The sequence below is a fragment of the Micromonospora chaiyaphumensis genome (genome assembly GCF_900091435.1).
Lineage (GTDB): Bacteria > Actinomycetota > Actinomycetes > Mycobacteriales > Micromonosporaceae > Micromonospora > Micromonospora chaiyaphumensis.
Window position 1 is genome coordinate 81,486 of the sequence record NZ_FMCS01000011.1, and the last position, 19,883, is coordinate 101,368.

19 protein-coding genes are annotated in these 19,883 nt (G+C 74.3%); 7 read left to right on the forward strand and 12 right to left on the reverse strand.

The features are described from left to right. Positions 1–4: 4 nt before the first annotated feature. From GA0070214_RS26020 to GA0070214_RS26040, 5 genes are all read right to left on the reverse strand, one after another. On the reverse strand, positions 5–472 hold the full coding sequence (locus tag GA0070214_RS26020; protein ID WP_091269137.1) for a peroxiredoxin: 468 nt from the start codon (positions 470–472) through the stop codon (positions 5–7). Positions 473–551: 79 nt separating this feature from the next. Then, a complete protein-coding gene (locus tag GA0070214_RS26025; RefSeq protein ID WP_091269138.1) occupies positions 552–989 on the reverse strand; it encodes a DUF3052 domain-containing protein in 438 nt (145 codons plus the stop codon). Positions 990–1,100: 111 nt separating this feature from the next. Then, entirely contained in the window at positions 1,101–3,827 is a 2,727-nt protein-coding gene (locus GA0070214_RS26030) for a thiamine pyrophosphate-dependent enzyme (protein WP_091269139.1), read from the reverse strand. Positions 3,828–3,878: 51 nt separating this feature from the next. Next, the gene (locus tag GA0070214_RS26035; protein ID WP_091269140.1) at positions 3,879–4,349 is read right to left on the reverse strand and encodes a MarR family winged helix-turn-helix transcriptional regulator; all 471 of its coding nucleotides are present in this window, start codon (positions 4,347–4,349) and stop codon (positions 3,879–3,881) included. 3 nt (positions 4,350–4,352) lie between these two features. Then, entirely contained in the window at positions 4,353–5,774 is a 1,422-nt protein-coding gene (locus GA0070214_RS26040) for an MFS transporter (protein ID WP_167364336.1), read from the reverse strand. Positions 5,775–5,862: 88 nt separating this feature from the next. Between GA0070214_RS26040 and GA0070214_RS26045 the strand changes: the two genes are divergently transcribed. Further along, entirely contained in the window at positions 5,863–6,633 is a 771-nt protein-coding gene (locus GA0070214_RS26045) for an AraC family transcriptional regulator (RefSeq protein WP_091269142.1), read from the forward strand. Positions 6,634–6,696: 63 nt separating this feature from the next. On the opposite strand, the gene GA0070214_RS26050 is transcribed toward GA0070214_RS26045, so the two are convergent. Continuing rightward, entirely contained in the window at positions 6,697–7,101 is a 405-nt protein-coding gene (locus tag GA0070214_RS26050; RefSeq protein ID WP_091269143.1) for a YjbQ family protein, read from the reverse strand. A 198-nt stretch (positions 7,102–7,299) separates the two neighbouring features. Between GA0070214_RS26050 and aceE the strand changes: the two genes are divergently transcribed. Continuing rightward, a complete protein-coding gene (gene aceE, locus GA0070214_RS26055) occupies positions 7,300–10,044 on the forward strand; it encodes a pyruvate dehydrogenase (acetyl-transferring), homodimeric type (RefSeq protein ID WP_091269144.1) in 2,745 nt (914 codons plus the stop codon). 67 nt (positions 10,045–10,111) lie between these two features. Here aceE and GA0070214_RS26060 read toward each other — a convergent pair whose 3' ends face one another. Next, positions 10,112–10,921, reverse strand: a complete 810-nt coding sequence (locus GA0070214_RS26060) for an alpha/beta fold hydrolase (RefSeq protein ID WP_091269145.1) — start codon at positions 10,919–10,921, stop codon at positions 10,112–10,114. Between the two features lie 74 nt (positions 10,922–10,995). On the opposite strand from GA0070214_RS26060, the gene GA0070214_RS26065 reads away from it, so the two are divergent. Continuing rightward, positions 10,996–11,523 (forward strand): PadR family transcriptional regulator, encoded by a 528-nt coding sequence (locus GA0070214_RS26065; protein WP_091269146.1) that lies wholly within the window; start codon positions 10,996–10,998, stop codon positions 11,521–11,523. A gap of 84 nt (positions 11,524–11,607) precedes the next feature. Here the strand turns inward: GA0070214_RS26065 and GA0070214_RS26070 are convergent, their stop codons facing one another. Then, entirely contained in the window at positions 11,608–12,054 is a 447-nt protein-coding gene (locus tag GA0070214_RS26070; RefSeq protein WP_091269147.1) for an SRPBCC family protein, read from the reverse strand. Between the two features lie 186 nt (positions 12,055–12,240). Between GA0070214_RS26070 and GA0070214_RS26075 the strand changes: the two genes are divergently transcribed. From GA0070214_RS26075 to gltX, 3 genes are read left to right on the forward strand one after another with little or no spacing between them, the layout of a single operon-like run. Beyond that, positions 12,241–13,572 carry a GH1 family beta-glucosidase gene (locus GA0070214_RS26075; protein ID WP_091269148.1) on the forward strand — a complete coding sequence of 444 codons (1,332 nt, stop codon included), beginning with the start codon at positions 12,241–12,243 and terminating at the stop codon, positions 13,570–13,572. After that, positions 13,569–14,846, forward strand: a complete 1,278-nt coding sequence (locus tag GA0070214_RS26080; RefSeq protein WP_091269149.1) for an MFS transporter — start codon at positions 13,569–13,571, stop codon at positions 14,844–14,846. The genes GA0070214_RS26075 and GA0070214_RS26080 overlap by 4 nt, the downstream gene beginning before the upstream one ends. Positions 14,847–14,895: 49 nt before the next feature. Further along, positions 14,896–16,305 carry a glutamate--tRNA ligase gene (gltX, locus tag GA0070214_RS26085; protein WP_091269150.1) on the forward strand — a complete coding sequence of 470 codons (1,410 nt, stop codon included), beginning with the start codon at positions 14,896–14,898 and terminating at the stop codon, positions 16,303–16,305. Positions 16,306–16,362: 57 nt separating this feature from the next. Here gltX and GA0070214_RS26090 read toward each other — a convergent pair whose 3' ends face one another. Then, positions 16,363–16,968 carry a copper resistance CopC family protein gene (locus GA0070214_RS26090; protein ID WP_091269271.1) on the reverse strand — a complete coding sequence of 202 codons (606 nt, stop codon included), beginning with the start codon at positions 16,966–16,968 and terminating at the stop codon, positions 16,363–16,365. Between the two features lie 212 nt (positions 16,969–17,180). Here GA0070214_RS26090 and GA0070214_RS26095 point away from each other — a divergent pair, with 212 nt between their 5' ends. Beyond that, entirely contained in the window at positions 17,181–17,843 is a 663-nt protein-coding gene (locus GA0070214_RS26095) for a hypothetical protein (protein WP_091269151.1), read from the forward strand. An 8-nt stretch (positions 17,844–17,851) separates the two neighbouring features. Here the strand turns inward: GA0070214_RS26095 and GA0070214_RS26100 are convergent, their stop codons facing one another. The 3 genes from GA0070214_RS26100 to GA0070214_RS26110 all read right to left on the reverse strand — a co-directional run bounded on the left by GA0070214_RS26100 (position 17,852) and on the right by GA0070214_RS26110 (position 19,822). Continuing rightward, positions 17,852–18,778: an NADP-dependent oxidoreductase gene (locus tag GA0070214_RS26100; protein WP_091269272.1), complete on the reverse strand. Its 927-nt coding sequence runs from the start codon at positions 18,776–18,778 to the stop codon at positions 17,852–17,854. 36 nt (positions 18,779–18,814) lie between these two features. After that, positions 18,815–19,147: a hypothetical protein gene (locus tag GA0070214_RS26105; protein ID WP_091269152.1), complete on the reverse strand. Its 333-nt coding sequence runs from the start codon at positions 19,145–19,147 to the stop codon at positions 18,815–18,817. 129 nt (positions 19,148–19,276) lie between these two features. Further along, positions 19,277–19,822 carry an orotate phosphoribosyltransferase gene (locus GA0070214_RS26110; protein WP_091269153.1) on the reverse strand — a complete coding sequence of 182 codons (546 nt, stop codon included), beginning with the start codon at positions 19,820–19,822 and terminating at the stop codon, positions 19,277–19,279. Positions 19,823–19,883 lie beyond the last annotated feature (61 nt).

Genomic DNA, 19,883 nt, shown 5'->3' on the forward strand with positions numbered 1-19,883 from the left:
GGGATCAGGCGGCGACGGCCTCGGCCAGGGCCTTGCGCCAGCCCTGCTGGTCCCGCGCCTCGCCGGGCATGTTCATCTCGGCGAACCGGACCACGCCGGCCTTGTCGATGACGAAGGTGCCCCGGTTGGCGATGCCCGCGACGTCGTTGAAGACGCCGTACGCCTGGGCGACCGCGCCGTGCGGCCAGAAGTCGGCCAGCAGCGGGAACTGGTAGCCCTCCCGGTCGGCCCAGATCTTGTGGGCGTAGACCGAGTCGACGCTGACCGTCAGCACCTGGACGTCGTCGTTGACGTACTCGTTGAGGTTGTCCCGCACCTCGCACAGCTCGCCCTGGCAGATGCCGGTGAAGGCGAGCGGGTAGAAGACCAGCAGCACGGTGCGCCGGCCGCGGAAGTCGGCGAGCCGGACCTCCTGGTTGTTCTGGTCCTTGAGCACGAAGTCCGGCGCCTCGGCGCCAACCTCGATGGGCATGGGAGCTCCTCGGATCGGGTCTGGAGATGATCAGCCTGCCACACCCGGCGACACCGGCCGCCGGGCGCGGAGCCCCGCCCTACTTCTTGCTCTTCGACCCGCGCCGGAGCACGAGGCGGGCGCCGCTCCAGTCGCGGCCCGCGTTGATGGTCGAGGTCTGCTGGAGGCCGGCGGTCTGCGCGCTCTCCGCGACCTCGCTCGGCTCGACGTGGCCGTCCCGGCCGGCCTTGGGCGTCAGGAGCCAGACCACGCCGTTGTCGGCCAGCGGTCCGAGGGCGTCGACGAGGAGCTCGAAGAGGTCGCCGTCGCCGTCGCGGTACCAGACGAGAACCGAGTCGACCACCTCGTCGGTGTCCTCGTCGACCAGCTCCCCACAGCGGTCGGTCAGGGCGTCCCGGAGATCCTGGTCGACGTCTTCGTCGTACCCCATCTCCATGACGACCATCCCCGGTTCGATCCCGAACCGGTCCGCCAGGCTGCGTACCCCGTCGGCGGCCTGACCAGCGGTCGCGCTCACTGTCGCGTGCCTCCTCATCTCATCCCTGCTCGTGGCGTCGTCCGACGCCGTCGGGCCCAGTCCACACAGTTGTGGCTCGCCGCGCAAGTGGCGCACCGGGTGGAACGGAATTTACCGTGCCAGCAGCGTGCGGGCACCCTCGGTAATGGCTTCCTCGGAGACCAGAACCTGACGGGCCGCCGGACCTAATGGTACAAACGAGTCAAGTCCGGCCACGCGGCGCGCCGTGCCCACGTATCCGCCGTCGACCAGCGCGGCGATCACACCCTCGCCCACCCCGCCCGAACGGCGGGTCTCGTCGACGACCAGCACCCGGCCGGTGGCCGAGGCCTCCCGGATGATGTCCGCCACCGGCAACGGGGCCAGCCACCGCAGGTCCACCACCCGGCTGCCGACCCCCTCGTCGGCCAGGGTCGCCGCCGCCCGCAGCGACATCCGGACGCCGTTACCGAAGGTGATGATGGTGAGGTCCTCGGCCGAGCCGACCCCGTACACCCGGGCGCGGCCGACCGGCACGTGGCGGGCCGCCCAGGCGCCCGGCTCGGCGTACTCCGCGAGCCACTCGCCATCGCCCTCCGTGTAGAGGTCGCGGGTGTGGTAGAGCGCGATCGGCTCCAGGAAGACGCTGACCGCGCCGTCCACCGCGGCGGCCGCCAGGCAGGTACGCAGCATCGGTGCGGCGTCGTCCGGGCGGGCCGGCACCGCGATGACCAGCCCCGGCACGTCCCGGAGCACGGCCACCGAGTTGTCGTTGTGGAAGTGCCCGCCGAACCCCTCCTGGTACGCCAGCCCGGCCACCCGCACCACCATGGGGTTGCGGAACGCCCCCCGGGAGAAGAACCGCATGGTCGCCGCCTCACCGCGGAGCTGGTCCTCGGCGTTGTGCAGGTACGCCAGGTACTGGATCTCCGGCACCGGCAGCATCCCGGCCACCCCCGCGCCCAGCGCCAGCCCGAGGATCGAGGTCTCGTCGAGCAGGGTGTCGAACACCCGGGCCGCCCCGAACCTGTCCCGCAGCCCCTTGGTCACCCCGTACACCCCGCCCTTGGCGGCCACGTCCTCGCCGAAGACGGCCATCCCGGCGTGGTCGAGCATCCCGTCGGCCAGGGCGGCGTTGATGCTCTGCGCCAGGGTGAGCGGGCCGGCCGACTCCGGCAGCTTGCCGCCGAACGCCTCCGCGCGGGCGCCGGCGCCCGGGCCGGCCGCGCGGGTCCCCGCGTCGGCGACCGTCCGGGAGATGCGGACCGGCCGGCGCGGGGCCAGTTCGGCCACCACCTCGACCGGAGAGGCCAGCTTCGGCTCGTCCAGCACCTCCTCGGCGAGCCGCCGGATCTGCCAGCCGCGCTCGTCGTACCGGGCCAGCAGTTCCTCGCCGGTGGCGTAGCCGGCCTCGACCAGCCGCCGGGCGGTGGCCAGCAGCGGGTCCCGCACCACGTCCGCGGCGATCTCGCCGGGGCTCCGGTACGCGGTCTCCGCGTCCGCCCCGGCGTGCCCCATGAGCCGCACGGTGCTCAGGTGCAGGACGGCGGGCCGCCGGTGCCGGCGCACCCAGGCCGCCGCCTCCGTCGCCACCCGGAACGCCTCCGCCACGTCGGTGCCGTCGGCGGCGAAGTAGCGGATCCCGGGCCGGGCCCGCAGCGTCGCCGCCACCCAGCCCCGCGGCGAGCGCACGCTGATGCCGAGCCCGTTGTCCTCGCAGACGAAGAGGACCGGGATGCGCAGCCCGGTGTGGTCGTACCAGCCGGCGGTGTTGAACGCCGCCGTCGCGGTGGCGTGGTTGACCGAGGCGTCGCCGAACGAGCAGACCACGATGGCGTCCGGCGGCCAGGTCGCGACCTCGGAGTCGCCGTCGGCCCGCCGGCCGCCGCGGCGCAGCCGCTCCAGGGCCAGGCCCAGGCCGACCGCCCGGGGCAGGTGCGAGGCGATGGTGGAGGTGGTCGGGACGACCGCCAGGTCGGCCCGGCCGAAGACCTTGTGCCGGCCCCCGGCGATCGGCTCCGCGGCCGAGGCCACCATGCCGCGCAGCACGTCGCGGGCCGCGGCCGCGTAGGCGTCGTCGGGGTCGGGCAGGGGCAGCCCGGGTACGCCGGCCGTCGCGGCCCCGGCGGTGTCCACGGCCACCCCGGCCCCGGTCGGCAGGCTCGCGGCCTCGGCCCCGGCCCCGTCACCGGCCGGCGTGGACCCGCCCGGTGTGGCCGGGCCGACCGACGTCGCGGGGCCGTCCGTCGCGGACTCGTCCGCCGTCCCCGGGGCACCCGGCGTCACCTGGGCGTCCGTCGCCGAGGAGTCGTCCGGCGCCGCGGATCCGGCCGGCGGCAGCGAGGCGTCGGCGCGCCGGCCGCCGGTCTCCGCAGACCCGTCCGGCCGTGCGGCGTCCGCGTCCACGGCCCGGTCGACGGGGGTACGCGGGTCCGGGATCCGGGCCGTCGAGACGTCCTCGGTCGCGTCCGGCCCGTCGGCGTCCGGCACCGCCGGGCCGGCCGGGAAGGCGCCCGCCGCCTGGGCGGCCCGGAGGCAGTAGAAGGCCCCGGAACGGTAGTGGAGCAGGGCGGGATCGGTCGGCCGCAGCGCGGCGGCCACGGCGGCGTTGCCCTCGTGGCCGGCGGAGCCGATCGTGTAGTACCCCTCGCCGAAGCTGCGCAGCCAGCGCCCGGCGAGGTCGAGCAGCCGGCTGGTGAGCTGGGCGTCGAACAGGGCCAGTGCCTGCGCCCCGGTCAGCGGCGCACCACCGGGCAGCGGTTCACCCAGGTCACGCCGCGAGGCGGGGGCGCCGAGCGCGGTCAGGGCCGCCCGGAACCGGTCGTCGAGATCTTGCGGGGTGGTCACGTCGGACAGCATTACCGACCGGAGGGCACCTCGCCCAGTCGGACACGTTCCGCGCGGTCGCCGTCAGGCCTCGCCACACTCCTGCGGGCAACCGCCGTCGGAGACCTTCCAGACCAGCTCACGCAGGGTGGCCAACTCTCCCGAGGTGAGCCCGCCGAGGAGCCGGGAGTCGGACATCACCAGTCGGACCCGGTCCCGGACCCGCCGGCCCTCCCCGGTCACCACGAGCGTCTTCTGCCGCCGGTCGGCCGGGTCGACCCGCCGCTCCACCAGCCCCGCCTGCTCCAGCTTGTCGACCAGCGCGGTGACGTTGGAGCGGTCGCACGCCAGCCGCTCGGCGAGGTCCCGGGCGGGCAGCGGCCGGTCGGGGTCCAGCTCGTGCAGGGCGCGGGCGGCGGCCGGGGTGAGGCCCAGCCCCGCGATCTCCTCGTCCTGGTAGTGCCGCATGGCCGCGGCGATGTGCATGATCCGGCGCACGGCGTCCCCGGCCAGGCCGGAGCGGTCGCCGGCCTCGGGGGCGGGGGGTAGCGCCATGTCTCACATCGTACGTGCGAAACCGATCATCTCCGGTGCCGGCCGCGTGGCCACCCGGGCGGCGACGGCGCCCGTCAGCAGCAGCGCGGCGGTCAGGAGCGCCGGGGGCAGGGTGAGCGCCGAACCGTGCCGGCCGGCCGCGGCCAGGGCGAGATGCAGGCCGCCGACCAGGGTCACCCCGAGCACGGCCGCGAGCAGCGTGCCGGTGGAGACGGCCGCCGACAGCGCCGCGGCCGCGCCCGCCGGCACCACGCGGGTGAGCCGGGTGACCAGCGGGCTGAACGCCGCCGCGTGCGCCGCGCCGCCGGCCACCAGCAGCGCGCTTCCCACCGGCCACGGCCAGCCCGCGGCGGCGAGCCCGGCCACCGCCACCACGACCGCCGCGAGCACCGCCGGGCCGGCGACCGGCAGCACCGCCCGGGCCCGCTCCGGCAGCCGCGCCACCGCCAGGCCGCACAGGGCGAAACCCGACGCGTACGGGAGGAAGGCCAGTCCCGCCGCCAGCGCGGTGAGGCCCAGCCCGTCCTGGAGCCGCAGGGTGAGCACGAGCAGGAAGCCCGCGTAGCAGCCCATCACCACGCAGCAGGCGAGCAGCCCGGCCGGCACCCCGGGGTGGCGCAGCACCGTCACGTCCAGCAGCGGGGCGGCGTCCCGATGGGCGCGCCGGACCTCGTACCCGAGGAAGAGCCGCAGCCCGGCGGCGCCGGCGGCGACCGCGGCGGCCCGGACCCACCCGGGCCAGCCGAGGTCCCCGCCGAGCACCAGCGGCACCACCAGGGTGAGCATGGCGGCGGCGAGGAGCAGCACGCCCGGCAGGTCCAGCGGCTCGCGGCGGGGCGGGTCGGCCGGCAGGCCGGCGAACACCCGCCGCCCGACGACCTGGAGGCCCACGCCGACCGGCACGTTCACGAGGAACGCGGCCCGCCAGGTGAGGCCGCCCAGGTCGAGGGTCACGAGCAGCCCGCCGAGGACCTGGCCGGCGGCCACGCCGAGGGCCAGCACCATCGAGTACGCCCCGACGGCCCGCGCCCGGGACGCGGCCGGGACCGCCGCCTGGATCAGCGACAGCACCTGCGGCACCATCAGCGCGCCGGCCGCGCCCTGGGCCACCCGGGCCAGCACCAGCGTGGCCGGCCCCGGGGCGAGGCCGCAGGCCAGCGAGGCGAGGGTGAACCCGGCCAGGCCGAGCAGGAAGGCCCGGGGGTAGCCGTGCCGGGCGCCGAGCCGCGCCCCGACCACCACCAGTACGGCGAAGGTGAGGGTGTAGCCGGCCAGCACGAGCTGCTGCACGGCCGGCGGTCCGGCCAGGTCGGCGCGGATCGCGGGCGCGGCCACAGCCGCGATCGAGGTGTCCATGGAGGCCATCGCCTGCCCGGTGAGCAGGACGGCGAGCAGGGCGGCGGTCCGGCGGGTCGACTCGGTCACGGCCGCCACCCTGCCCGCCCCGGTGGCCGGCGGTCTTGTCGATCCTTGCGGGGCGTTCGTGTCGGCCGGTCGGCCTACGCTGACCGGCATGCGTACCGCGACACCGCTGCTGGCGCACCCCGACTTCCGGATCAGCGTGGTGCGGTGCCGCGACGACCACACCGGCTGGTCCGCGCCCGAGCCGGCCACCGCGCACGGCCTCGTGCTGACCCGGCGGGGCGGCTTCCGCCGGGCCGGGCGGGCCGGCGCCGAGTTCGTCGAGCCGACCGTGGCCTACCTGACCGTGCCGGGTGAGGAGGAGCGCTTCGCCCACCCGGCGGGCGGGGACGACTGCACCTCGCTGCACCTGTCCGAGCGGCTGTGGCGGGAGCTGTTCGCCGACCGGCCGGTGCCGGCCGTGGTGCACGTCGACGCCCTGGTGGACCTGGCCCACCGGCTGCTGCTGCGCGCCACGGCCGACCCCGACCACGCCGCGGCCGAGCGGCTGGTCCGGCTGGTCGGGGCGGCCACCGGACCGGCGGCCGGCGGGAGCGGGCGGGACCGGCGGCTGGTCGAGCGGGCCCGTGCCGCCCTGCACGACGGCGCGCCCGAGGCGGCCGGGCTGCTGCCGCTGGCCCGCGCGCTCGATGTCTCGCCCTACCGGCTCAGCCGCGAGTTCCAGGCCCGGGTCGGGGTGCCGCTGACCCGCTACCGCAACCGGCTGCGGGTCGGCCGCCTGCTCGACCGGCTGGAGGAGGGCGTCGACAGCCTCGCCGCGCTCGCCGTCGAGCTGGGCTTCGCCGACCAGGCCCACCTGACCCGCACGGTCCGCGCCCAGCTGGGCCACACCCCCGGCGGGCTGCGGCGGCTGCTGGGCTGAGCGCCGGGATCCCGCCGGGTCCGCTGTTCGGCAGGAAGCGGCCACCCCCGTGCCGCGCCCGCCTCAGCCGGGCAGGAAGGAGAAGCGGACCTGCCGGTCGGGGTTGTCGCCGTTGGTGTCGACGAGGCAGATCGACTGCCAGGTGCCGAGCTGGAGCCGCCCGCCGAGCACCGGCAGGGTGGCGTACGGGGGGACGAAGGCGGGCAGCACGTGGTCCCGGCCGTGCCCCGGCGAGCCGTGCCGGTGCCGCCACCGGTCGTCGGTGGGGAGCAGGTCGTCGAGCGCGCGCAGCAGGTCGTCGTCGGAGCCGGCGCCGCTCTCGATGATCGCCAGGCCGGCGGTGGCGTGCGGCACGAAGACGTGCAGCAGGCCGTCCCCCTGGCCGGCGACGAACCGCTCGGCCTCGCTCGTGATGTCCCGGACGGCCGGCCGGGACCCGGTCTGGACGCTGATCACCTCACTGCGCATAGGGCGAATTCTGCCGGAGTGTGACGCCGGCCGCCGCCGGTGTGGCCCGGCGGCCCCGCACAGCCGCCGATCGCACAAAGTTACCGGCGAGTACCTGTGTTCAGCGTCGCGTCTGAGGGAGGGAGACGTGACGACGAGCGCCACCAGGGGGCAGGATGGCGCTAGAGACCTATCCCACACAGAACCGAGGGAACGCCTGTGGCTACGGAACGCAAGCGCCCGGTGATCACCGCTGGTCTGCCGAGCCAGCTTCCGGACATCGACCCTGAAGAGACCAGCGAATGGGTCGAGTCGCTTGACGGTGTCATCGACGAGCGCGGAACCAAGCGCGCCCGCTACGTCATGCTGCGCCTGCTCGAGCGGGCCCGCGAGCGCCAGGTCGGGGTGCCGTCGCTGACGACCACCGACTACATCAACACCATCCCGCCGGAGCGCGAGCCCTGGTTCCCGGGTGACGAGCACATCGAGCGCCGGCTCCGGGCCTACATCCGGTGGAACGCCGCCATGCTGGTGCACCGGGCGCAGCGGCCGGAGATCGGCGTGGGTGGCCACATCTCCACCTTCGCCAGCTCCGCGTCCCTCTACGAGGTGGGCTTCAACCACTTCTTCCGGGGCAAGGACCACCCGGGTGGCGGCGACCACATCTTCTACCAGGGCCACGCCTCCCCCGGCATGTACGCGCGGGCGTTCCTCGAGGGCCGGCTCAACGCCGACCAGCTCGACGGCTTCCGGCAGGAGCTGTCGCACCCGAACGGCGGCCTGCCGTCGTACCCGCACCCGCGGCTCATGCCGGACTTCTGGGAGTTCCCCACCGTCTCCATGGGCCTCGGGCCCATGAACGCGATCTACCAGGCCCGGTTCAACCGCTACCTGCACCACCGCGGCATCAAGGACACCTCCCAGCAGCACGTCTGGGCGTTCCTCGGCGACGGTGAGATGGACGAGGTCGAGTCGCTCGGCGCGATCGGCGTGGCCGCCCGCGAGGAGCTGGACAACCTCACCTTCGTGATCAACTGCAACCTGCAGCGGCTGGACGGCCCGGTGCGGGGCAACGGCAAGGTCATGCAGGAGCTGGAGGCGTTCTTCCGGGGCGCCGGTTGGAACGTCATCAAGGTGGTCTGGGGCCGCGAGTGGGACCCGCTGCTCGCCGCGGACACCGACGGCGCCCTGGTCAACCTCATGAACACGACGCCCGACGGTGACTACCAGACCTACAAGGCGGAGTCCGGCGCGTACGTCCGGGAGCACTTCTTCGGCCGCGACCCGCGGACCCGCAAGATGGTCGAGCACCTGAGCGACGACGAGATCTGGAACCTCAAGCGGGGTGGCCACGACTACCGGAAGCTCTACGCGGCCTACAAGGCGGCCATGGAGCACACCGGCCAGCCGACGGTGATCCTGGCCAAGACCATCAAGGGCTGGACGCTGGGCTCGCACTTCGAGGCCCGCAACGCCACCCACCAGATGAAGAAGCTGACGCTGGAGGACCTCAAGCTCTTCCGCGACCGGCTCTACCTGGACATCCCGGACAAGCAGCTGGAGGACAACCCGTACCTCCCGCCGTACTTCCACCCGGGTGAGAAGTCCGACGAGGTGGAGTACCTGCACGAGCGGCGCAAGCAGCTCGGCGGCTACCTGCCGACCCGCCGGACCACCGGCAAGACGCTGCAGATCCCGGGCGCCGAGCGCTTCTCCGACGTCAAGCGCGGCTCGGGCAAGCAGAAGGTGGCCACCACCATGGCCTTCGTCCGCCTGCTCAAGGACCTGATGAAGGACAAGGAGTTCGGCAAGCGCTGGGTGCCGATCATCCCGGACGAGGCCCGCACCTTCGGCATGGACTCGCTCTTCCCGACGGCGAAGATCTACTCGCCGCACGGCCAGCGGTACACCTCGGTGGACCGGGAGCTGTTCCTGTCGTACAAGGAGGCCACCACCGGCCAGATCCTGCACGAGGGGATCAACGAGGCCGGCTCGGTCGCCTCGTTCACCGCGGCCGGCACGTCGTACGCCACGCACGACGAGCCGATGATCCCGCTCTACATCTTCTACTCGATGTTCGGGTTCCAGCGGACCGGCGACGGGCTCTGGGCCGCGGCCGACCAGATGGCGCGGGGCTTCCTGCTGGGCGCGACCGCCGGCCGGACCACACTCAACGGTGAGGGCCTGCAGCACGAGGACGGCCACTCGCTGCTGCTCGCCGCCACCAACCCGGCGGTGGCCGCCTACGACCCGGCGTTCGCCTTCGAGATCTCGCACATCATGGAGAACGGCCTGCACCGGATGTACGGCGAGGCGCAGGAGAACATCTTCTACTACCTCACCGTCTACAACGAGCCGATCTTCCAGCCGGCCGAGCCGGAGGGTGTGGACGTCGAGGGCATCGTCAAGGGCATCTACCGCTACTCGCCGGCCCCGCAGGTCGACGGGGACGGGCCGAAGGCCAACATCCTGGCCTCCGGCACGGGCATGCAGTGGGCGCTCAAGGCGCAGAAGCTGCTCGCCGAGGACTGGGGCGTGGCCGCCGACGTCTGGTCGGTGACCTCCTGGACCGAGCTGCGCCGGGACGCGGTGGAGTGCGAGGAGCACAACCTGCTCAACCCGGGCGGCGAGCAGCGGGTGCCGTACATCCAGCGGAAGCTGGCCGACGCCGACGGGCCGAAGGTCGCGGTGAGCGACTGGATGCGCGCGGTGCCGGACCTGATCGCCCGCTGGGTACCCGGCGACTACACCTCGCTCGGCACCGACGGCTTCGGCATGTCGGACACCCGGCACGCGCTGCGCCGCCACTTCCACGTGGACGCCGAGTCGGTAGCCGTCGCGACGCTGCGCCAGCTCGCCCTGCGCGGCGCGGTGCCGGCCCACGTGCCGGCCGAGGCGGCCAAGAAGTACGCGCTGGACGACGTCAACGCGGCACCGGTCGGGGAGACCGGCGGCGACAGCTGATCCGTCAGACACGAGAAGGGGCCCGGCGCTCAGCGCCGGGCCCCTTCGCCGTCTTCTGCGGCGCGACTCAGGCCGGCGCGCGGGCCGGGGTCAGGGCGGCGACGAAGGGCTCGACGGCGGCGCGCCACCCGGCCGGGTTGTCGTAGTGCAGGACGTGCCCGGCGTCGGGGACCAGCGCGAAGCGGCCGTCGGGCAGCAGCGCGGCCATCTCCCGCTGCCGGTCCACCGGCTGGTCGCTCTGCTCACCGGCGACCACCAGCGCCGGGCACCGCACGGCGGCGAGCTCGGGCCGGTGGTCGCGGCCCGCCCAGTGCGTCAGGGAGGCGAGCAGGTGCTCGGGGCGGGCCAGCGGGCGCCACCCGTCCGGGGCACCGGCCATCACCTCCACGAAGGACTCCCCCTCGGTCCGCCGCTCGGCCCCGAAGAAGTCCCGCACGTCCGCCACGGTCGGGAAGGGCACCGGCCACCCGGCCAGCCAGTGTCGCCACCGGTCGACCAGGTCGGGCGGGGTCACCGGGTTGATGTCGGCGATCACCACGCCCCGGACCAGATCCGGCCGGGCGCCGGCGAGCTGCCAGGCGGTGAGCCCGCCCATCGAGTGACCGACCACCAGCACCGGCGCCAGGCCGAGCGCGTCGATCACGGCGACCGCGTCACCGACGTACGCCGGGCGGTCGTACGGGCCGTCGGGTTTGTCGCTGTGGCCGTGGCCGCGCGCGTCGTAGCCGACGACCCGGCCGTAGCGGGTGAGCCAGCGGGCGGTCGCCGTCCAGTTCGCCGCGCGTCCGGTGAGACCGTGCAGCAGCAGGATCCCCGGCCCGTCGCCCCCGAAGTCGACCACGTTGAGCCCGGTCCCGGCCCGTCCCTCGACACGCATGTGCCCTCCTGTACCTCGAATCGAGGTACACCGTATCGAGGCATGGCGGCGCCGGGCAAGGCAGAATGTGACGGGTGCTGGAGTTGTCGATCCTGGGATTCCTCGGCGAGGGACCGCTGCACGGCTACGAGCTGAAGGCCCGGATCGCGCGGCTCGCCGGCTACGCCCGGCCGGTCAGCGACGGCAGCCTCTACCCGGCGATCAACCGGCTGGAGCGGGCCGGGCTGGTCAGCCGGCAACGGGAGCCGGGCGCCGCCGCGGCGCCCCGGCACACCCTCTCGCTCACCGACGCCGGGCGGGCGGAGCTGCTGCGGCGGCTGCGCGAGCCGGCCGAGCTGGATGTGACGGACCAGAACCGGTTCTTCACGCTGCTGGCCTTCCTCGGCCAGCTCGGCGACCGGGCGGCGCAGGCCACCGTGCTCGAACGCCGGTTGTCCTTCCTCGACCAGCCGGCCAGCTTCTTCGCCAGCGGCGACCGGCCGCAGCGGGCCGCCGAGCAGACCGACCCCTTCCGGCGCGGGATGCTGGTGATGGCCCGGGAGATCAGCCGGGCCGAGCGGACCTGGCTCCGGGCCACGATCGCGGAGCTGCGGGCGGGCTGAGCGCCGGGGAGGTGACAATGGTCCGGCGTCCCTGGCGGGGACGCCGGACCATCACCATCGCGGGCGACGCCGGGACGGGCTCGGTCAGCCGACGGCGGCCAGGTCGGTGAGCCGGGCCAGCGAGTCCTCCAGATCGGCGCCGACCCGGCGCAGGCCGAGCCGGAGCAGGGCGGCCTTGACGGGGCCGGCGGGCCACCGCACGACGATGAGCCGCACGACCGTCCCGCCCTCCTCCTCGTCCGGGGTCAGCTGCACATAGATCTCGGTGCGCGCCTCGGCCCGCGCGCCGGCCCCCTTGGCCCGTTCACGCCAGCCGATCAGGGTCGGCTCCTGGTAGGCGATAACCTCGGCCTCGTGCGCCGCGCCGCGCCCGGCCTGCACCAGTTGTCGCCGGCCGAACCCCTCCCCGGAGAGGACCTCGGCCGCGCGGACGCCCGCCAGCCAGGCCGGCAACTGCTCGGCCCGCTGCACGACGTCCCAGACGGTTTCCACCGGCGCCATCACGTGCGCACTGCGCTCCACGAGGATCATGTCTATCTTTCCCCCACTTAAAACACATCCGCGATATTCGGCACTCTATGTGTAAATCGGACTTAAGCGGACGGCTTCGGAAAAGACACGCCGAAAACCCTTGCCTACCTGCGGTTTCGGGCCTATGGCGCGACGGCCACTCGGGCCCTAGAGTCGCGAGCACGCTTCGCGTTTCTGGGAGGGCGAATGACGAGCGCGCCGATGCCCGAGTTCCCCGCCGGCTTCCGGTGGGGGGTGTCCACGTCCGCGTACCAGATCGAGGGGGCGGTCACGGCCGACGGCCGCGGGCCGTCCATCTGGGACACCTTCGCCCACGCGCCCGGCCGGATCGTCGACGGCAGCACCGGCGACGAGGCGTGCGACCACTACCACCGGTACGCCGAGGACGTCGGGCTGCTGGCCGGGCTCGGGGTGTCGGCGTACCGGTTCTCCGTCGCGTGGCCGCGGGTGCAGCCCACCGGCGCGGGCCCGGCGAACGCGGCCGGGCTGGACTTCTACGACCGGCTGGTGGACGCCCTGCTCGCCGTCGGCGTTGACCCGGTGGCCACCCTCTTCCACTGGGACCTGCCGCAGGCCCTGGAGGACGCCGGCGGCTGGCTGAACCGGGACACGGCCCACCGTTTCGCCGAGTACGCCGACCTGGTCGCCGCCCGGCTCGGCGACCGGGTGAAGCTCTGGATCACCCTCAACGAGCCGTTCGTCCACATGAGCCTCGGGCACGGCATGGGCGTGCACGCCCCCGGCCGGATGCTGCTCTTCGACGCCTTCCCGGTGGCCCACCACCAGCTCCTCGGGCATGGCCTGGCGGTCGCCGCGCTGCGTGCCCGCAGCAGCAGCCCGGTGGCGATCGCCAACAACTACTCCCCGGTGCGGCTGGCCGGGGACACCGACGCCGACCGGGCCGCCGGGGCGGCGTACGACGCGCTGCAGAACCGCCTCTTCACCGATCCGCTTGTCGGCCGCGGCTACCCCGAGGAGCCCGGCTTCGACCCGGGCGTGGTCCGCGCCGGTGACCTCGACGTGATCGCCGCCCCGATCGACGTGCTCGGGGTGAACTACTACAACCCGACCGGCATCCGCGCACCCGCCGACGAGGACTCGCCGCTGCCGTTCGAGATCGTGCCGCTGACCGGTTACCCGCGCACCGCCTTCGACTGGCCGGTGGTCCCGGACGGGCTGCGCGAGCTGCTCGTCCAGCTCCACCACCGGTACGGGGACGCGCTGCCGCCGATCCAGATCACCGAGAGCGGCTGCGCGTACGACGACGTGCCGGACGCCGACGGGCGGGTGGCCGACCCGGACCGGATCGCGTACCTGGACGGGCACCTGCGGGCGGTGCGCGAGGCGATGGCCGCCGGCGTGCCGGTGACCGGGTACTTCGTCTGGTCCCTGCTGGACAACTGGGAGTGGGCCGAGGGCTTCACGAAGCGGTTCGGCCTGGTGCACGTCGACTACGCCACCCAGCGGCGCACCCCGAAGTCGTCGTACGCCTGGTTCCGGGACCTGGTCCGGCGATGACCACCGTCAACCCGACGCCGGCCTCGCTGCCGGCGGCGCTCGCCGAGCCGACAGTGCCGGTGCGGCGGAGCTGGATCGCGCTGATCTTCGCGGCCAACCTGGGCGTCTGGATGGCCTTCTTCACCCCGATCCAGGTGCTGCTGCCGCAGCAGGTGGAACGGATCGCGCCGGCCGACAAGGAGGCGATGCTGGCGGTCGTCACCGGCCTGGGCGCGCTCGCCGCGGTGCTGGCGAACCCCCTCGCGGGTGCGCTGTCCGACCGGACCTCGCTGCGCCTGGCCGACCGGCACCTCGGCCGCCGGCATGTCTGGACCGCCACGGGCGCGGTGGTCGGCGCGTTCGCCCTGGTGGTGCTGGCCCGCCAGGACAGCATCGCCGGGGTGGCGGTCGCCTGGGTCGCGGCCCAGGTCTGCTTCAACGCCATGCTGGCCAGCCTCACCGCCGCCATCCCCGACCGGGTGCCGGTGGCGCAGCGCGGCGGCGTCTCCGGCTGGGTGGGCATCCCGCAGGCACTCGGCCTGGTGGTCGGCGCGGTGCTGGTCACCGCCGTGGTCGCCGGCAACGCCGCCGGCTACGCCGCGATCGCGCTCGCGGTGCTGCTGCTGTCCCTGCCGTTCGCGCTGCTCACCCAGGACGACCCGCTGCCCCGGGAGCACCGGTCGCCGCTGCGGGCCCGGGCGCTGGTCGCCTCGATGTGGATCAGCCCGCGCCGGCACCCCGACTTCGCCTGGGCCTGGTTCACCCGGTTCCTGGTGCAGACCGGCAACGCGCTGGGCACGCTCTACCTGCTCTACTTCCTCACCGACGGGGTGCGGGTGGCCGACCCCGAGGCCGCCCTGCTCGTGCTGATCCTGCTCTACACGCTGGGCATGATGCTCACCGCCGTGGTGGCCGGGCGGCTCTCCGACCGTTCGGGCCGGCGCAAGGTCTTCGTGATCGTCTCCGGGCTGATCATGGCGGTGGCGGCGGTGCTGCTCGCGGTGGCGCCGACCTGGCCCATGGCGATCGTCGCCGCGCTGCTGCTCGGCGCGGGCTACGGCGTCTACCTGGCCGTGGACGCCGCGCTCATCACCCAGGTGCTGCCGGCCGCCACCGACCGGGCCAAGGACCTCGGCGTGATCAACATCGCCAACTCCGCGCCGCAGGTGCTCGGCCCCGCGCTCTCCGCCCCGATCGTGGTCCACCTGGGCGGATATCCGACCCTGTACGCGGTGACGGCGGTGGTCACCCTGGTCGGCAGCGTCCTGGTGCTGAAGATCAAGGCGGTGCCCTGAACCGGCCCCCTGCCCGAATGCGGTCGTGGCCCGCCGTAGGCTGGGGGACGTGACGGTACGTGTACGCTTCGCCCCCTCCCCGACCGGAATGTTCCACGTCGGCGGTGCCCGCTCGGCCCTGCAGAACTGGATCTACGCCAAGCAGCAGGGCGGGGTGTTCGTGCTCCGCATCGAGGACACCGACGCGGCCCGCAACAAGCCCGAGTGGACCGAGGGCATCCTCTCGGCGCTCGACTGGATCGGCATCGCGCGGGGCACCTACGAGGGCCCGTACTTCCAGTCCTCGTACGCGGATGAGCACCGGGCCGCCGCGCAGCGGCTCTACGAGGGCGGCCGGGCGTACTACTGCGACTGCACCCGGGAGGACGTGCAGGCGCGCACCGGCTCGCAGTACCAGGGCTACGACGGTTACCACCGCGACAAGGGCCTCGGCCCCGGCGAGGGCCGGGCGCTGCGGTTCCGCACCCCGGACGAGGGCGAGACCGTCGTGGTCGACCTGATCCGCGGCGAACCGACTTTCGAGAACAAGCTGATCGAGGACTTCGTCATCGCCCGCGGCGACGGCTCGCCGGTCTTCCTGCTGGCCAACGTCGTCGACGACATGACGATGGGGATCACCCACGTGATCCGGGCCGAGGAGCACCTGCCCAACACGCCGAAGCAGCAGCTGCTCTGGGACGCGCTCGGGGTCAAGCCGCCGATCTGGGCGCACGTGCCCGTGGTGGTCAACGAGAAGCGGCAGAAGCTGTCCAAGCGGCGCGACAAGGTCGCCCTGGAGGCGTACCGGGACGAGGGCTACCTCGCCGAGGCGATGCGCAACTACCTCATGCTGCTCGGCTGGGCACCCTCCGGCGACCGGGAGATCGTGCCCTGGTCGGTCATCGAGGAGGAGTTCCGGCTGGACGAGGTCAACCCCTCCCCCGCGTTCTTCGACGAGAAGAAGCTGCGCGCGTTCAACGGCGACTACATCCGGGCGCTGCCGGTGGAGGACTTCGTGGCCGCGTGCCAGCCGTGGCTCACCGGCACCGGCACCATCGCCCCGCCGCCGTGGCAGCCGGCCGAGTTCGACCCGGCCGCGTTCGCGGCGGTGGCGCCGCTGGCGCAGACCCGGATCGCGGTGCTCAGCGAGATCGTGCCGAACGTCGACTTCCTCTTCCTGGCCGACCCGCTCATCGACGAGGGGGCCTGGGCGAAGGCCATGAAGGAGGGCGCGGCCGAACTGCTGGACGCGGCGATCGCCGCGTTCGAGACGCTGGAGAGCTGGGACGCCGAGTCGCTGAAGGCCACGCTGGAGGCGGTCGGCGCGGAGCGCGGCCTCAAGCTGGGCAAGGCGCAGGCCCCGGTCCGCGTCGCGGTGACCGGCCGGACCGTCGGGCTGCCGCTGTTCGAGTCGCTGGAGGTGCTCGGCCGCGACCGCACCCTGACCCGGCTGCGGGCCGCCCGGGTGCGCCTGTTCTGACCCCGGATCGACAGGGGCCCGCCGGTCGTCCGGCGGGCCCCTGTCGCGTGCCCGGGGTCAGCCGCGGGCGGACCGGCGGCGCAGGAGCAGGCCGCCGCCCAGCGCGACCAGCACCACGGCGACCACGACCGCCCACAGCCAGCCCGTACCCCCGTCGGAGTCGACCTCGTCGGCGGCGGGCGTGGGACTCACCGCGGAGGTCGTCGGCGACGCCGCCGGGGTGCTCGGAGTGGCGGAGGTCGGGGTGGCGGTCGCCGACGGCGGTGCGGCGGCCGTGCCGGTGGTGAGGGTGAAGCGGATCTCCCCGCTGACCGGGTGGCCGTCCGCCGACCCGACCCGGTAGGCCACGATGTAGAGGCCGGCCGCGCCCGGGCGGAACGGCACGCTCACCCGGTTGCCGGCGAAGGTCGGCGCGCCACCGGCGGCGGGCACGTTGTCCGGCCCGGTGATGGTGATCTTCGTCGACCCGGGCGCCGGCGAGGCGAGGAACCGGAGCTCGACCCGCTTCGGCGCGGTGGCCACCCGCGCCCCGTTCTTCGGATCGCTGCCGGTCAGCGAGTTGTGCGCGGCCGCCGGCGCGGCCGGCAGCAGCACCGACACCCCCGCCGCCACCCCGAGCACCACCAACGAGCCCCGCACCGCACGAGCGACCCTGCCCCCCATGAACTCCTCCATCCGGGTACGATCCGGCCGCTGATCATCGGCCGCTCTGTTGGTCGGTCACAGATCGCACATAGTTCCAAATACTCTTCCAGCGAGTGCAACCCAGCGCCGTTCTGCGGAGTCTTTGAGAATGGACGCCGGTCCGCGCCCGGCGCCCACCCCTCGGCCGGCCCAGCGCGGAGCCACCCATCGAACGGGGCGAGGAGGCGGCGATGGTCCGGAAGGTGAGGCGGCTGCTGGCAGCCGTGGCCGGGGTGGTGGTGGCGACCGCGTGCTCGCTGGCCCTCATCGGCACGACCCCGGCGCAGGCGGCGCCGAAGCCCAAGCTCGCACCGGCCGGAGTGGACATCACCGGCCACCTGCTCGACCAGCCGCTGCAGCTGCGCGCCGACACCCGGCCCGCCGAGGTCAACATGGTGGTCGACCAGGTCAAGTGGCTGGGTGCCACCGGCCAGCAGCGCGGGCCCGCGGCCAAGGACCTCGGTCCCAAGTACACGGTCGTGCTGCTCACCGCCGGCACGCCCATGAAGACCTACGACCTCTACCCGCTCGCCAAGGGCGGCCCCCGGGTCTACCGCCCGGCCAAGCAGCCCGACCTGAGCAAGACCCGGGCCGGCTGGTTCTTCGGCCGGCTCAACATGTCCGAGACGCTGCGCGCCGCGGGGGTGCCGCTGGAGCGGCAGTTCGACACGCTCAGCGGCGGCATCGGCGGCGGCGAGCGGGTCATCCCGGAAGAGGCGCTCGACCCGGTGGAGGACATCGACGCCGCGCTCGGCGAACTCCAGCGGCTGCTGCTGCTCAACGTCGGGGTGATGGTGGTCATCACCGCCGGGCTCGCCGGCATCGCGCTGCTGGTGCGCCGCCGCACCCGCTGAGCCGGGGGTCACACCTCCAGCACGACCTTGCCCCGGACGTGTCCCGCCGCCACCAGGCGCTGCGCCTCGGCCGCCTCGGCCAGCGGGAACGTCCGGGCCACGTGCACGGCGAGCCGGCCGGCGTCGACCAGCCCGGCCAGCACGCTCAGGTCGGCCGTGGACGGCTTCACGAAGACGTAGCTGCCGCCGAGCCGGGTGACGTGCTCCGGGTCGGCCGTGGAGATCAGCCGTGCCGGCCGGGCGACGAGCTCGGCGGAGACGTCCAGGGCGTCGCCGCCGAACAGGTCCAGCGCCACGTCCACCCCGTCGGGCGCGACCGCGCGGACCCGGTCCAGCAGGCCGTCGCCGTAGCTGACCGGCTCCGCACCCAGGGACCGGACGAAGTCGTGGTTGGCCTCGCTCGCCGTGCCGATGACCCGGCCGGCGCCGAGCGCCCGGGCCAGCTGCACCGCCAGGTGCCCCACCCCGCCGGACGCGCCGTGCACCAGCACGGTGTCACCCGCGCCCGTGCGGGCCAGCTGCAACGCCTGGTAGGCGGTGAGCCCGGCCAGCGGCAGCCCGCCCGCCTCGGCCCAGGACGCCTGCACCGGCTTGTCGGCCAGGCACCGCTCCGGGGCCGGCACCAGCTCCGCGTACGTGCCGTGCTGGACGTCGTCGCGCCGGACGTAGCCGATCACCTCGTCACCGACGGCGAACCCGGTCACCGCCGGCCCGACCGCCTCGACCACCCCGGCCGCGTCCCAGCCGGGCACCAGCGGGAAGTGGCTCGGCAGCATGGTGTCGAGGCGCCCCTCGCGGATCTTGCCGTCGACCGGGTTGACCCCGGCGGTCCGTACCCGCACCAGGACCGTGTCCGGCCCCACCGGCGGGGTGGGCAGCTCGCGGAGGGTGAGCTGCTCGACCGGCCCGTACGCGTCGATCGCGATCGCCTTCACCCCGCCCACGCTAGCCGCCGGACGGCGGGCGCGGGGTCAGCACCAGCGGCGCGGGGGCCGCTCCCGGCGCACCGTGCGGCTGCGCGGCCGGACCGCGCCGTGCCGGTGGGCGCCCGCCCAGCCGGGCAGGTCGCTGCGGCAGCCCTGCGGCGGCTCCGCCTCTTCCCCGGCCGGCGGCACCGGCTCGGCGGCCCGCTGGCGGGGCACGGGCGGCTCGTCGTCCGCGCGCTCGGGCGCCCAGCCGGCGGCCGGCTCCGAATGGCTCAGGCCCGCCCGGCGCGGGTGCTTGGCGGGCGCCGGCTGGTCGTGGTGGCCCGGACGGCAGGGCTCACCCTGGGCGCAGCCGTGCTCGGCCTCCCCGTGCGCCATCCCGGCCTCCTCACGTTCGCCTTCGCCCGTCGGGCGGTCGTCACCCCGACGTGCCCTGACACCGTACTGGCCGGGGCCGACGGGGTTTTCGGCGCGTACCCGTGGAGATCGTCCGGAGACCGGAACCGGTCAGCCCCGGCGGGCGGCGTCGAGGTCGGCGCGGGTGAGCAGGGCGTGCAGCGCGAGGCCGTGCCCGGCGAGCGCCTCCGTGCCGCCCTCGCCCCGGTCGATCACGCAGAGCGCGTGCTCGACGGTGGCCCCCAGCTCGCGGAGCTGGCCCGTGGAGATCGCCACCTGACCGCCCGAGGTCACCACGTCCTCGACGATCAGCACCCGCCGCCCGGCCACGTCCGCGCCCTCGGCCAACCGGGCGGTCCCGTACGCCTTGGCGGTCTTGCGGACGAACGCGCAGGGCAGCCCGACGTGGCGGGCCAGCGCCGTGACCACCGGGATGCCGCCCAGCTCCAGGCCGGCCAGCACCTCGGTGCCGGGCGGGACCAGCCCGGCCAGGCCGGCGGCGACCCGGTCCAGCAGCACCGGATCGGCCTCGAACCGGTACTTGTCGAAGTACTCGTCGGCCACCCGGCCGGAGCGGAGCACGAAGCGTCCGGTGAGTCGGCAGGTGGCGTCGATGTCGCGGGCGAGGTCGGCGAGGGCGCGCGGGGTGTCGGTCACGGGAGATCATTGTCACCGACCGCCGCCGTCGCCCGGCCCGCGGGCGGGCCTCGGGGTGGAG

Excerpts from the sequence above, each read along its gene's own strand:
- GA0070214_RS26020 (WP_091269137.1), bottom strand. The coding sequence starts at position 472 with ATGCCCATCGAGGTTGGCGCCGAGGCGCCGGACTTCGTGCTCAAGGAC.
- GA0070214_RS26030 (WP_091269139.1), bottom strand. The coding sequence starts at position 3,827 with ATGCTGTCCGACGTGACCACCCCGCAAGATCTCGACGACCGGTTCCGG.
- GA0070214_RS26035 (WP_091269140.1), bottom strand. The coding sequence starts at position 4,349 with ATGGCGCTACCCCCCGCCCCCGAGGCCGGCGACCGCTCCGGCCTGGCC.
- GA0070214_RS26045 (WP_091269142.1), top strand. The coding sequence starts at position 5,863 with ATGCGTACCGCGACACCGCTGCTGGCGCACCCCGACTTCCGGATCAGC.
- GA0070214_RS26050 (WP_091269143.1), bottom strand. The coding sequence starts at position 7,101 with ATGCGCAGTGAGGTGATCAGCGTCCAGACCGGGTCCCGGCCGGCCGTC.
- GA0070214_RS26060 (WP_091269145.1), bottom strand. The coding sequence starts at position 10,921 with ATGCGTGTCGAGGGACGGGCCGGGACCGGGCTCAACGTGGTCGACTTC.
- GA0070214_RS26070 (WP_091269147.1), bottom strand. The coding sequence starts at position 12,054 with ATGATCCTCGTGGAGCGCAGTGCGCACGTGATGGCGCCGGTGGAAACC.
- GA0070214_RS26075 (WP_091269148.1), top strand. The coding sequence starts at position 12,241 with ATGACGAGCGCGCCGATGCCCGAGTTCCCCGCCGGCTTCCGGTGGGGG.
- GA0070214_RS26080 (WP_091269149.1), top strand. The coding sequence starts at position 13,569 with ATGACCACCGTCAACCCGACGCCGGCCTCGCTGCCGGCGGCGCTCGCC.
- GA0070214_RS26090 (WP_091269271.1), bottom strand. The coding sequence starts at position 16,968 with ATGGGGGGCAGGGTCGCTCGTGCGGTGCGGGGCTCGTTGGTGGTGCTC.
- GA0070214_RS26095 (WP_091269151.1), top strand. The coding sequence starts at position 17,181 with ATGGTCCGGAAGGTGAGGCGGCTGCTGGCAGCCGTGGCCGGGGTGGTG.
- GA0070214_RS26105 (WP_091269152.1), bottom strand. The coding sequence starts at position 19,147 with ATGGCGCACGGGGAGGCCGAGCACGGCTGCGCCCAGGGTGAGCCCTGC.